Origin of the sequence: Thalassotalea sp. PP2-459, from assembly GCF_001913705.1 — a bacterium.
Classification (GTDB): domain Bacteria; phylum Pseudomonadota; class Gammaproteobacteria; order Enterobacterales; family Alteromonadaceae; genus Thalassotalea_C; species Thalassotalea_C hakodatensis.
Genome location: NZ_MKQD01000065.1, coordinates 183,522 through 197,101, shown reverse-complemented (window position 1 = coordinate 197,101; position 13,580 = coordinate 183,522). Strand labels below are relative to the sequence as shown.

Below are 13,580 nucleotides of genomic sequence, written 5' to 3'. Positions count from 1 at the left end.
TGTAAAAAAGAGACCGACAGTTTCCCTTGGTAATTAGCAATTACGACAGAATTGCTTGGTAATTAAGATACGACAAAGTCGCTTGGTGTTAACAGCGGTGTTTGTAGTAGCTCAGACTTGATCTGACAGTTATCCGTTTTTCTATCGGTGACTGTCAGTTTAGATTTGAGCTAAATTCTTATCGGCCCAAATCGATTTTCCATCAAGTAATGTTTCAAATGGCGTTCTGCCACAGCACATTTTTCCTTGATGAGTTCGCTCATTATTGTAATAAGCCATCCATTCGTCCAGATCTTTTTGCAGTTCTTCAAGCGAGCTATAAAGCTTTTTACGGAACGTAACCTGATAGAACTCGTTAAGTATCGTTTTGTGGAAGCGCTCGCAGATACCATTGGTTTGAGGCGACATCGCTTTAGTTTTGGTGTGGTCGATATCGTTAATCGCTAGATATAGCTGATAGTCATGATGCTCAACCTTGCCGCAATATTCCGTGCCTCGATCAGTTAAAATGCGTAGCATTGGTAGTTCGTTCTGCTCGAAGTACGGTAGAACCTTATCATTGAGTATGTCAGCCGCCGTAATTGGGGTTTTGGTCGTATACAGCTTAGCGAACGCTACTTTTCTATAGGTATCGATAAACGTTTGCTGATAGATACGGCCAACACCTTTGAGATTGCCAACATAGAACGTATCTTGTGAGCCTAGATAGCCCGGATGTGCTGTTTCGATTTCACCACAGGCTTCGTCATCGTTTTTCTTTTTCTCAAGCGCAGCGACTTGGCTATCGGTTAAGATAATGCCTTCGTTAGCGACTTTTCCTTCCAGCGCCTTTAAGCGCTTTTTGAAGTTTTCTAAGTCATGACGCAGCCAGATTGAGCGAACGCCACTGCCTGATACAAACACGCCTTGTTTACGAAGCTCATTGCTTGTTCTGTGTTGACCGTGAGCTGGATAATCAATTGCGTATTGAACAACAGCGTTTTCCGTTACTTCATCCACACGGTTTTTGATGTTTGGTGATCTGCGACTTTTATCAATTAACGCATCCAAGCCTCCGTCTTCGACTAGTTCTTGGTATCGATAAAATGTATCTCTTGAAACGCCCATAACTTTGCAGGCTTTTGACACGTTACCTAATTCTTCGGCTAGATTAAGTAATCCAGTTTTGTGTTTTATGATTGGGTTGTTAGTATGCAACATGAGAGTTACCACCTTTTGGGTTGTTTTGATTAAAAGATTCGACACCTTTATCAAAACGGGTAACTCTCAATTTTTCAAATCGAAATGTCAGATCTTGTCTGAACTAATACAGTTTAAAGTGATGATAATCTCACATTCATCTCTGCTACGGCATCTGTATGTATGGAACCATGAATAATGACTGGCTCTGCACATTCACGTTTAAACTCAGCTGTTAATTTTTTCTTTCGTATATTACCTCGTTAGTTAATTTAACTTAATCCCTAACGAGGTCTCTAGTTAAACTTTACCGTTATAGAAGTCTACGGACTAGTTTTTTCAAAAAGCTTTAAAAACAAACAATACTGAGTACCAATGGAGCGTAACGATCATTATTCGATATTCTGGATCTGCTCGCGTAGTAGAAAAATAAAAACCATTATTTCCAGATTGTTAAGCTTTATTTGCATAGGGTGATTTAGCTTTATGTCACCAATCATGTCACCACTTAGTTTAAGTATTTACGCTTAGCTTGTTTGCTTGCGTTTTCATTCCTGCAAAGATCTTATCCGATACATCTATTGGAAAGTCTTCAGGAAGGTTTGTGTTGACATTTTCAATAACAGTATCAAGTACTCTAATCACTGAGTCAATAAGCTCAATTACTTCTGCCTCGGTAAACCCCACTTCTTTGCCTTGCACAATGAAATGGCGATATTGTATTTTCTGTAATTGATAGTAATTTTTGCTACCACGAATGGCCATTGCCATTTTTACTTTCTGTTTAGCAATTTGATTCGCCTTATTGCCAATAAGCGGGTGAATAGAAAGTACATCATATAGCGGTGTTAGTTTGTATTTATTGTTTGGCAAATGGGTAATGCTAAAGTTTTTTGCGTGGCCATCGGTTGCTGCAAGTAAGTAAAATACAATTTGTGCTTTAAAAAAGTGCTGCTTATCCAAAGTTGCATTTTCACTACTGGCAAGTAGCTTCATACAATCTTCAATACTTAAACCACCATCGCTTTGATATTTAAGTAATGACGACAAACCAGTTGCTTGACAAAAATCTTCTTGAGGCAATCGAATAATCCATGAGCCATCACTTGATAATTTACGATCAAAGCGCTCAACAATAAGTGCTTTTTTACCCGCAAAAGATCCCATATCACAATGCGCAATCGGAATATCAAATTCCGCGATAATCTTCGAGCATAACCATTCATTTTCAACAGAGGCTTCCATGTCTGCTTTCATATTGCCAACTAACCCTATTGGCAGCTTAAATATGTGTGTAGTTGGCGTTTCCCCTAAAGGTTCACACCATTGGTTTTTGTGCCAAAGCAGTGCGGTTTTTTCTTGTGCGCCAGCAAGTGAAATTCTCAATTCATCATCGTCATCTAATCGACCAAGTGGGTAGCTATCAACGGCTTTATTTAGTACCCCTGCAACTTGCTGTTCATTTAGCGGTTTGTACTGAATTTTTTTAATATTGTGAGGCTTATCGCCTTCTGGTAGTAATTGAATAGCCCCTACACAATCTCGACCAAGCTCAACAAGCAAATCAAATACTTTAGTGCTAGCGGTACTAAACCGTCTTGCTAATCGTTCACGTATATCTCTGCTATCAGGAAGTAAATTATCAAAGTAAAATGAAACGATATCGCCTTTGATTGGCTGGTTTCCTGGGGTGAAAGGTAATGATAAAGACAAAGGACGACCACGCGGGTTTGCTAGCCATTCATCTGCGTATTGCAACTCATCAATCCCTGACTTTATTCGCCAAGTGCCAACAAACTCTGCGTTCATCCAAATAGTTAATGCGCTTACTTTACGTTTTGCCATTACCATTCATCCTGCGCGAGTTCGTTACTGGGTAGGCTATTCTCCAGCGGTTTATTTTTTTCTACAAATTGTAGCTTTATATCCAACATAGAAAGCACTTTAAACAGACGTTCTATCGTTACCTTTTGTGGTGCGCTTTCAAGTGTTTGATAACTTTGTTGGCTAATACCCAGTTTTTCGGCTAACGCTTTTTGGGAAAGCCCATTAGACTTTCGAAACCCGACTAGAATCGGTTTAATTTGATCAAGAGTATTAATTGTGTAATTCACGCTAACCACCAAAACAATGTATAGGCTGTTTTATCTAAAAACAGTATATAAGCTGTTTTTTAAAATAACAACTTATAAGCTGTATTTAGAATTTTAGTCAATTTAAGCGCAGAAAAGTGTTGTTATTAGCTAAATTTATCCGCAGAAAAGTGTGGTTTAACTATTTTTTCCTAATCCACTCTTGCACATCAGTTAACCGCCACCCAACGTTACTCGCAGTTAGTCGCACTCGTGCTGGAAACTTTCCTTCCCGTTCTAAGCGCCAAATGGTGGTTCTTGATAACCCGGTTAGCTCTTGAACTTCTTTCGACCAAATAATTTTGTCTGGTGGTGGAGAAGTATTTGATTGGTGATTAGATGAATTGTTCACCGGGGCGCTTACTTGAATATTACCTAATAAATGATTAAGTAATTGAAAGCCAAAAAACTCTGTTTTTTTTTCAGTTAATTGAATGAACTCAATTTGATGATTCGCTTGTAGTTTAGTTATTTCAGCTAGCGGACACCGCAAAAATAGTGATGCTTCAGTAGGCGTAAATCGCTGATATAACGATATACCCATACTATCTGCTAGTTCACATAAATTTGGGGTAAACGGCTTATTCATTGAGTCGTTTAATTCCTTATCACTACTTAATCAGCCACATAAATACGTATGAAAATATCGAGTCTTCGAATGTGATCTGCTTTAATTAAACAGGACACTTTAATAATGGAATATAATCCAATTATTGAGGTGTTAAATGACAAAACGAACAAACAGAAGTTATACGACAGAATTTAAACAAGAAGCTGAACAAGACATTAAACGACAACGCAGAGAAGCGGAAGAAGCAATTCGCCGGGAGGCTGAGAACCTAAAGCGTGAGCAAGAAAGAGCGCGTTCAAATCGTAATAATAGTCAAAACAATTCTAGACAGGAAAGTAGCCAAGATAGACACAATCAAAATCAATCTAACAGCTCTGATTCAGGCCACTTAAACCCTAAATATTTCCCCGATGCTTGTGAAATATTAGGCAAAGGCCAAGGCTGCACCAAAAAAGAATATAAAGTTGACTATATGCAACTAATTAAACTTTATCACCCAGACAAAATTGCCGGTTTATCAGGCTCTAGAAAAACCCAAGCCGAAAATGAAGCTAAGTTAATCAATGCGGCTTGGGATACAATCAAGAAGAAGCTAAGGTAACCACTTGCAATCTTGATGAAATAATATTTTTTATCATTTAAGATAGCGAGAAAAGTTACTAATAATAAAAGGATTTAATTTTGTTAAAAAAATCTCTTATTGCACTGTCAATCTATCTAATGTTAATGAGTTATGGCTCAACAACACCTCAAAGTTCAAATTACATTTCACCAAAATCAAGCATTCATACAATTAAAAACTATTTTGAATATGTGTCAGAGATTACATGGGACTTTTATGACGAACCATATTTCCTTGAATACGATGCCAAAACAAAATTGATTTGGGCAATTCAAGATGACTTATATGAGCTACCAGAAAAGAAAAACTTTACTCCTTTATTCCAACATTCTATTTATGACGCAACAAAGCGTCATTACTCTTATACAATACGTAGCATTTATTTACCCACAGTATTTTTTTATAAGAAATGGAATAGTGAAAAGGATGCCTTTGATTTACAACTTCATAAATATCCTATCGCATTACAAGGTTCAGCAAATTTAAAGTTCGATGATTCTGCTTTTATTGGAACAATTGATAATTTAGTCATAAATGGGGTTAAGCAATCATTTACATTTCCAACAATATCACAGCTTGAAAAATCAAAGGAAAAGTATAAAAAGTTAACAGCGTTTTATGAAAGAAAACATCACATTTTTATTAATGATAATTCTGGTTCAATCAAGGTTAATATACATAAATCAGGTCGCTACGAAAAGGAATATGCTGTAGTAGATAGTAAATGTTTGGATACGCCTAATTATTCAGGAACCAGCGAACGCTGCAAAAAATGGTCAAAAACAGAATATGAAAAGCCACGCTTAGCTCAGGGATACGGTAATAAAAACGTGATTGACAATATTCCTATGTTCTTAGTAAAGGTGCCCTCCTCAAAATATGAAAAAGTTATTCATAGTAACTTAAGTTCAAGCGATAAATTAAAAATAATAACAAACTTACTAACAGAGGAAAGGCTTAAGGTTAAAAAACCTACTTTAAGCAAAGTTTCAGAACCTCAATATCTTAAACAAAACGTTCTAATAAAGGGGGAGTTTGAGAAATCAGCAGATTATCAAAAAAGAAAAACTTCGCATAAGTTAGATATTAAGCAAAAAAATCAAAATTTAAGGAATCAATTTGAACTAGCTAAAATTTCAGCAAATCAAGATTTTAATAGCAAGATGGAGGCATATAAAAGTGCTGTTACCCGAAATAAGGAAGAAAATATAATTACTCAGGCTGCAAATGAATCGGCAAAACAAGCAATTACTATGGTATATGGAGACCCAAAGTTTAAAGACATTAAATATGATGCAGATAAAGAAATGTTTTCTGCTAACGTTTACTCAAGATTGAATTCTTTTAATATGAACGTAGACATTCCTGTTCATATCGATGAAGCGGAAAGCTTTAAAAAGAAAATGAGCGAGCAATATTATGTTCCTTCGATCAAGTTCAGCGTCAATAGCGAAAAGCTAACTTTCAACAATTTGAAGGTTGTTAGTAATCAAACAAAACAAGAACAAGATTTCAAAATAGCTAAAAGCAAAAATACTGTTTTGTCATATTCTGATTTCATTACGCTAAACCCTAAAGCCCCGCAAACTAAAATTGCAAAGCAAAAAATAGATGAAATTTTGGAAGCTAAGCGTATTGCTAAAGCTAAAGCTGAAAAAGAAGCAAAAGAAAGAGCTAAAAGAGCAGCAGAGGCTAAAGCGCGTGAACAAAAAGCCTATATGAAAGAAAAGTTTGTTGGTGACAAAGTCTGCATGAGTGGGAGTATGGCATTTGGATTTATCAACCCAACTATTAGTGGATTCGTTGAAGGTAAAAATGGCAATAATATTCAAATTAGAATAGCCAACACAGATGGAACTTCCCCTCATTATAATGGCGTAACATTACGAGCTAACCTCTTAATTTGGGATAGTTATTATTCATGGAAACATTGTAATTAGCTGGTAAAAATCCAGAATAGATGAAAATAAGCAGCTGGTAATATCAAACGTCAGCTGCTTTTTAAAGGCTTAAAGTATATTTTTTGCAAAGCCTCTCGCCTTTCATCTAAATAATCATAGCGATCATAAATACCTACCACACCTTTTAATTTGTGGTTGAGGCAGCGCTCAGCAACATGACCTGCAACACCCACTTCAGCTAGCAAACTTCTGCAAGTACGGCGAAGGTCATGCACGGTAAAATGTTCAACAGGCATTTTTTCTTCTCGGAATAACTTTTGAATAGCAGCATTTATAGTATCTGGACTGATATGATCAAAACGCTTACTAGCGCGCCTATTTGGGAAAACAAACTCTGAGCCGTAAGCTCGAATCTATAACTCTTTCAACCATTCAATAATTATTGGTGCTAACGGTACTGAAATTCCACGCCCGGTTTTACTTCGCTCTTGTGGTATATGCCAAAGAGCAGCATCAAAATCGAACTCTTGCCATTTAGCTGCCACCAATTCGCCTTTTCGTACTCCTAAGCAAAGCAATAACGCCACAGCTAAATAGTTTTCACGAGTAAATTAATTGTGGTTTTCACGTAAACATTTAAAAACGAGTGATAGCTCATCTATCGATAATGCTCTGCTACGGCTTTTTTCAACGCCTCCGGCATCACTTACAATAAATGCTTCAGCGGGGTTAGAAGTACGTAAATCGAGCTTTATAGCGTGCCTAAATATCTGCTTACAGTACATCAAGCAATCATTCGCTACAGTTGGTCTATTACTTTCCGCTATTTTATTGATTATCGCCCTAATATCTCTGGCCGTAACTTGATCAAAACCAAGCTCACCGATAGTGGGGGCAATGTCTTTGGTGTAGACACGCCTTGGGATATTGGGATGTTGGGATGTTGGGATGTTGGGATGTTTAAGCCGTTTATCGCACTCTTTCAACCAATCTTCGGCAAGATCATCAACAGTATTAAACTGAGGCGTTTCATTGCGTTTTTTCTCAGCGATTGGATCAATGCCATTGCTAACATCTACTTTTATTCTTGCAGCTTCTAATTTCGCATCAGCCAAAGATAACTGAGGATATTTACCAGTAGTCACTTCTCGGCGTTTTTTATTAATGGTGTAACGAATAACCCAATAGCCGATATTGTTATTTGCAATACGTAGATATAGACCATTACCTACCGCGTGCCGCCCATGTTCACCTTGTTTAATCAGAGATTTAACTTGTTTATCATTCATTTTTCTATGTTACTCAGTTAGTTAAGTTTAAAGTGGTGACATAATTTAGAAAAATGGCTAAAAAAAGTGGTGTTTTTAAGTTTATGTCACCACTATTCTGAAACAAAGCGTATAACTAGTAAACAGTCTGAAAAAACAAAACCGCCTAAGTGGCGGTTTTTATTATAAATTTTAATCAAGTGAAACAGACTGAAACATCATTCGATATTTTGGATCTGCTCCCGCATCTGTTCAATAAGCACTTTAAGTTCAACAGCTGAATTAGTAATATCTGCATTAATTGATTTTGAGCCTAATGTGTTTGCCTCACGATTAAATTCTTGCATCATAAAATCTAAACGACGGCCTTGTGCACCACCTTTTTTAAGTATATTTTTAGTTTCTTTTACATGGCTATATAGACGATCAATTTCTTCGTCTACATCCATCTTTTGTGCAAGTAATACTAATTCCTGTTCGACACGAGTAGATTCAAGTTCAATTTTAGCCTCAGTAAATTTGTCAATTATGCGGTTGCGTTGCCATTGAATAACTTCTGGCATGAATGCTTTCACTTTTTCAGCTTCAGCACTTATGCCGTCTAAGCGCTGCTCTATAAGTTGTTTCATGTTTTCGCCTTCGCTTGCTCGCGCGGCGATGAAGTCTTTTAATGCTTGATCAAATCCTTTTAAAATATCGGTTTGAATGATATCAAGATCAGCTTCTTCTGTTTCCATCACGCCTGGCCAACGCATAATTTCTACAGGGTTTACTTGGCTGTTAAGGGTTTGTTCGTTTATCCAACTTGCATGCTCTAATAACTGTGTGGCAAGTTCTTGGTTAAGTGATAACTTACCTTTAGCTGATGGATTCGGGTTAAACCTTAAATTACATTCAACTTTACCGCGTGCTAAAGCTTTACGAAAACGCTCCCGTAATACGGGTTCAATGCTGCGAAATTGCTCAGGTAAACGAAAGTAATTTTCTAAAAAGCGTTGGTTAACACTGCGAATTTCCCAAATTGCATTACCCCAAGGTTCTTTAACTTCTACGCGAGAAAATGCCGTCATACTGTGGATCATAATCTTTCCTATTAATTAATTTTATAAGAATGAACAGGGGAATTATGCCTGACATGAAACATTACAGCTATGTTTAATACGCTAAATAAAGACACCTACAATAGTTAATTGAAATTTAGGGATATTATTATCGATAAATAACATAGAAAATCACACAAACTTAAAATAGAACTCAAAAGATAGAATTTTATAAGTATGATAAAACAGTCATCATCAAGAATGAATTTGTATTAGAATAAGCCTACAATGCTCTTTTCTAATATTTAAATGTATTTTGTTTAACTTTATTTATTTTTTATCTTTCATCATTTTCTTTTCAGTGTTTGCTCAAGCCACAGAACAGAATTGCGTAGATTGTCATAGTGAACAATATAGTGGTTGGCAACAATCAGATCATTTCAAGGCAATGTCACTCGCCAATAGCAAAACAGTATTAGGGGACTTTAACAACGCAAAGTTGTCACACTTTTCTCAAACTGCTGAGTTCTTCACGAAAAATGATGATTACTTCATAAGTCTTTCGAATAAAAACGAAAAAAATACATTCAAGGTAGCGTATACCTTCGGTCATTACCCTTTACAGCAATATTTAATTGAAACAACCTCCGGCCGGTATCAAGTCTTTCCCTATTCTTGGGATAGCAGATCAAAAGAGTTGAATGGCCAACGTTGGTTCCCAAACCATCCAAATGAAGAGATCCTGTCAAACGATCGTTTACATTGGAAGCAACCCTTGCAAAATTGGAACGGAATGTGTGCTGATTGTCATTCTGACGGATTAAAGCGAAATTATAATGAAAAACTAAATATCTTTAATAGCACGTTTGATAATGTAAATATTGGTTGTCAGTCGTGTCATGGAAAATTATCTAATAACCATGGAATTCAGAAAGTAACCGTTAAAAAAGAACAAAAACTTCCAAATAACTATTGGCAGTTATTACCTAATAGAAGTGTAGCCAAATGGAGCGGCACTAAGCGTAACAACAACTTTATGAATAATTGTTTTTCTTGTCATGCACTGCGCACTCCTTTAACCGATGGGTTTGATCAAAATAAACATTTTCTAGATCAATTTTCACCTACCTTGCTACAGTCGCCATTTTATCATGCAGATGGACAAATAAATCATGAGGTGTATGTATACGGTTCTTTTCTTCAAAGTAAAATGTATCAAGCCGGCGTTAATTGTCTAGATTGTCATGACGCACATACAATGAAAATTAAAGCAAAAGGAAATGCTTTATGTTTGCAGTGTCACAGTACACAAGTTTATCAACAGCCAGCACACCTTATTCATAAATCTGATTCTGCTGGCAGCTTATGTGTAAATTGTCATATGCCCAATAACCGCTACATGACAGTAGATGACAGAAGAGATCACAGTTTAAAAATACCTCGTCCTGAGCTTACGATAAATTATCAAACACCGAACGCTTGTAATAATTGCCATCAAGATAAATCACCACAATGGTCACTCGAACAAATTAAGTCACATTATCCACGAAAAAATAAGCTATCTACAAATGAGAAGTTGTATATAAAACTACAAGCACACCAGAGATTGTCTTTAGCGCATCACAAAGCCGTTATTAACGACAATACATTAAGTGAAATTCATAGAGCGAGTGCAATTTTATTACTACCGAATTCAACACAAAGTCTACATGATGAAACGATAGCGCCTTGGGTGAATAGCCCATTACCGCTAATTCGTTTTGCAACAGCACAAATTGGCTATTTGTTAACGCCTGAAGACAGAAAGAAAACATACATAAAGTTACTCTCTGATGAATTTAAAGCCGTTAGAGTTCAAGCCGCTCAACACCTAATTAATCTGGTAGAAAAAAATAATGCTGCATTCAAGCTTGCCTTGAGTGAATTAATGACAACGAATGATTTAGCAAAATGGCGAGGCGAAGGCTGGTTAAATGAAAGTTTAATAAAACTTCAACTAAATCAAATAAAACCAGCAATAATATCTCTAAAACAAGCAATAAAAATAGAGCCATACCTAGAATCTTCATATATTGCGTTAGCCGATATTTATCGCACACTACATGAAATGAATAAAGAACATAGCATCCTTCAAAAAGGCATTAAGGCTAATCCAAAATCTGGTCAATTACATTATAATTACGCGCTTTCATTAATTCGAGCATTCAAACATTCAAGAGCTATTGAATTTCTAGAAAAAGCAAAAAGCCTATCCCCAAATAATATACTATTTGCCTATACGTATTGGTTGGCTTTAGATAATTTAAACGATACCCAAAAGGCACTTAATTCGTTAATTAACGAGTTACCCCATTACAAAAATGATCAACAACTAATTACATTAGGAATTTCTTTAGCTCAAAAAATAAATGATGAAAAAAGTTATAAGCATTTGAATAACTTATTAGATTAAAATACACACCTATTGTGCAGATTACATAGATACATTTAAAAATTTTCTTCGCAGTGTGGACGAATAACCAATTCATGTATGTGCGTATTATTATCGGTATTTATTTGTTGAAAAATCGCCTTTGCTACTTCTTCAGCAGATAAATAATCTGGTCGGCTATTGTCACGGAAATACGTATCTACACCTCCTGGGTAAATCGATAACATTTTTACCCCTTGGTGTTTAATTTCTTTACGCATCACTTTTGTATAACTATCAAGCGCAGCCTTACTGGCTGTATATGCAGCAATGCCTGGGTTTGAAAATAAGCAAACGGTTGATAGTACATTTACTATTGTTCCACGTTCGCGGCTTAACATTTGAGGAAGGACTGAATTGATACACTGCACGGGGGCATAGAAGTTAACATCCATTATCAATGCGAGTTCTTCTGTATTAATATCTTGTGCTTGTTTTCGAATATTGTTGAGCCCCGCACAATTAACAAGCACATCAACATCTCCATGCTTTGCATTCGCTTTACTTAAGAAGCGTTTAAAACTAGAGTTCTCAGTAATACAGAAAGAGTCTGCCACGGTATTAGATGAACGTTTAAGTTCCTTTAGGGTTTGGGTTAATTTGTTTTCATTTCGGCCACATAAACTTAATTTACAGTGATGATTCTCAGCCAGAATAGCAAGTGCTCTACCAATGCCTGAAGAAGCTCCGGTAATTAACAGGTGTTTTTTCACAAAACCTCACAAATATTGTATAACGGACAAAAAAGAAAGTGTTATTTCATGGTCGATGTGATTTGTAATACCGCTTTAGGCACTGTTAGAGTTGCCCAAAACGGTAATAACTTAAGCGAGCAATAATTTAATCATCATCGTAATTTTTATCATTAACGCGTTTAAATTTCGCATTTTTAAGCGGAAATTGCGAGCCAGAAAGGTTGGGATATTTTTTACGTAACTCATCGTATTCTGGGTTTATCGCTAAATCCCCCCAAATACCTAGCATCAACTTTAATGCGGCTTCATCCTCAGGGAATTGTCCTTGATCACCACTGGTTCTTATCCAGTCTTCTAATACGTTCCGATGCTCTAAGAGTACTGAATGATAAGCGGGATCTGTAGCCAAGTTAACAATTTCATGTGGATCCTTTTCCAAATTATACAATTCTTCCACCGGCCTTTGAGGCTGAAAATGTTGAGCTTGGATTTCGTTTAACTTTCCTTGTTCATATAATTCTTTTGTTACTTTAGTAAGTTGCCAATAATCTCGATAACTAGGTTGCATACCAGAGCGTTCAGGATAGAAATTCTTTATATATTTAAATTTTTCAGAGCGAACAGAGCGTATTCTATCAATCGTAAAATCACACCTATCTCTCGCTGAAATAACATATTTTGGCGCTTGATAATTTTGGGCGAACAAGTTATTTCCTTCGAAATAATCGGGTTTTTCAATACCAGCAAGCGCTAATGTAGTTGCACTAATATCAAGTAAGCTAATTTGTTCGTCACGAACTGTTTTCTGTACAATATTTTCGTGACCTTGCCAGTAGGCAATAAAAGGCACTTTAAGTCCGCCTTCGTATAAAAACTGTTTATGCCTTAAAAAACGCATACCATGATCAGCAAAGAAAAACACCACGGTATTTTCAAGCTCACCATCATCTTTCAACCGTTTTAAAATACTCGCAACTTCTCTATCCGTTATTTGCAATGACTCTAAATAACGTGCCCATTCATTAACAACAACGGGATCATCAGGATAATACGGCGGTAAAACTACTTTTTCACGGTCGATAGGATAAAGCACCTTATCTTTCATGTTCCGATTAAAGATATGCTTTCCACCCTTAAGTTGGATTTGTCCAAAAAAAGGCTGATCTTTATTTTTTCTCGCATTCCAATCAATAGGCACTCCAGATTTACCGTACAGAGGGTGCACTTTGTAATCGCCACTGTATAAATCAAACCTATCGTACTCAAAGTTATAATCATCTTTGCCGCTATTAAACGTAAAGTATCCCTTCTTTTTCATAATTTCAGGCAAAGTCTTCACGTGTTCAGGGAGTTGAATCATTGATTCTGGTGTTCTAGAACTATGATGATTTTGAATCCCTAAATTAGTCTGCATTTGACCGGTCATCATAGCTGAGCGCATCGCTGAACAAACTGGCGCAGGTGCAATAGCATTCGTGAACTTACTCCCTTTCTGTGCCAATTGATCTAACGTAGGAGTTTTAACTAGCTTTTCACCGTAGGTTCCCAAATGTGGAGAAATATCTTCAACAAATATCCATAAAATATTCGGTGGTTTTTTCGTCGTTGATAACTTCGTGTCTGTTGTTGTAGCATCAACACGACAAGTGAAGATGATAAAAATAGCGATTAACAGTAAATTTAAATTTTTCATGTAAGTACC

At 36.3% G+C, this 13,580-nt stretch carries 11 protein-coding genes and 1 pseudogene; 3 read left to right on the top strand and 9 right to left on the bottom strand.

What is annotated here, in order from left to right:
- Positions 1-159: 159 nt before the first annotated feature.
- The 4 genes from BI291_RS15640 to BI291_RS18240 all read right to left on the bottom strand — a co-directional run bounded on the left by BI291_RS15640 (position 160) and on the right by BI291_RS18240 (position 3,900).
- Positions 160-1,200 carry an IS481 family transposase gene (locus BI291_RS15640; RefSeq protein ID WP_074499749.1) on the bottom strand — a complete coding sequence of 347 codons (1,041 nt, stop codon included), beginning with the start codon at positions 1,198-1,200 and terminating at the stop codon, positions 160-162.
- A 492-nt stretch (positions 1,201-1,692) separates the two neighbouring features.
- The gene (locus BI291_RS15635; RefSeq protein WP_074499746.1) at positions 1,693-3,024 is read right to left on the bottom strand and encodes a type II toxin-antitoxin system HipA family toxin; all 1,332 of its coding nucleotides are present in this window, start codon (positions 3,022-3,024) and stop codon (positions 1,693-1,695) included.
- On the bottom strand, positions 3,024-3,293 hold the full coding sequence (locus BI291_RS15630) for a helix-turn-helix domain-containing protein (protein ID WP_175573140.1): 270 nt from the start codon (positions 3,291-3,293) through the stop codon (positions 3,024-3,026). Before BI291_RS15630 ends, BI291_RS15635 begins: the two co-directional genes overlap by 1 nt.
- A 160-nt stretch (positions 3,294-3,453) precedes the next feature.
- Positions 3,454-3,900 carry an AlpA family transcriptional regulator gene (locus BI291_RS18240; protein WP_254849599.1) on the bottom strand — a complete coding sequence of 149 codons (447 nt, stop codon included), beginning with the start codon at positions 3,898-3,900 and terminating at the stop codon, positions 3,454-3,456.
- A gap of 136 nt (positions 3,901-4,036) precedes the next feature.
- Here BI291_RS18240 and BI291_RS15620 point away from each other — a divergent pair, with 136 nt between their 5' ends.
- Complete coding sequence (locus tag BI291_RS15620; RefSeq protein WP_074499742.1) at positions 4,037-4,483, top strand: DnaJ family molecular chaperone; 447 nt, start codon at positions 4,037-4,039, stop codon at positions 4,481-4,483.
- 80 nt (positions 4,484-4,563) lie between these two features.
- Entirely contained in the window at positions 4,564-6,444 is a 1,881-nt protein-coding gene (locus tag BI291_RS15615) for a hypothetical protein (RefSeq protein WP_074499739.1), read from the top strand.
- A 50-nt stretch (positions 6,445-6,494) separates the two neighbouring features.
- On the opposite strand, the pseudogene BI291_RS18760 reads toward BI291_RS15615, so the two are convergent.
- The 3 genes and pseudogenes from BI291_RS18760 to BI291_RS15605 form a co-directional block, all read right to left on the bottom strand.
- Positions 6,495-6,992, bottom strand: a pseudogene (locus tag BI291_RS18760) (site-specific integrase).
- 24 nt (positions 6,993-7,016) lie between these two features.
- Positions 7,017-7,694 carry a tyrosine-type recombinase/integrase gene (locus tag BI291_RS18755; RefSeq protein ID WP_368482976.1) on the bottom strand — a complete coding sequence of 226 codons (678 nt, stop codon included), beginning with the start codon at positions 7,692-7,694 and terminating at the stop codon, positions 7,017-7,019.
- A 197-nt stretch (positions 7,695-7,891) separates the two neighbouring features.
- Positions 7,892-8,755 carry a YicC/YloC family endoribonuclease gene (locus BI291_RS15605; RefSeq protein ID WP_074499736.1) on the bottom strand — a complete coding sequence of 288 codons (864 nt, stop codon included), beginning with the start codon at positions 8,753-8,755 and terminating at the stop codon, positions 7,892-7,894.
- 274 nt (positions 8,756-9,029) lie between these two features.
- Here BI291_RS15605 and BI291_RS15600 point away from each other — a divergent pair, with 274 nt between their 5' ends.
- Positions 9,030-11,165, top strand: coding sequence for a multiheme c-type cytochrome (locus tag BI291_RS15600; protein WP_074499734.1), 2,136 nt, complete (start codon positions 9,030-9,032; stop codon positions 11,163-11,165).
- Positions 11,166-11,200: 35 nt separating this feature from the next.
- On the opposite strand, the gene BI291_RS15595 is transcribed toward BI291_RS15600, so the two are convergent.
- Positions 11,201-11,896, bottom strand: a complete 696-nt coding sequence (locus BI291_RS15595) for an SDR family oxidoreductase (RefSeq protein WP_074499731.1) — start codon at positions 11,894-11,896, stop codon at positions 11,201-11,203.
- A gap of 127 nt (positions 11,897-12,023) precedes the next feature.
- Positions 12,024-13,571, bottom strand: a complete 1,548-nt coding sequence (locus BI291_RS15590) for a sulfatase (RefSeq protein ID WP_074499728.1) — start codon at positions 13,569-13,571, stop codon at positions 12,024-12,026.
- Positions 13,572-13,580 lie beyond the last annotated feature (9 nt).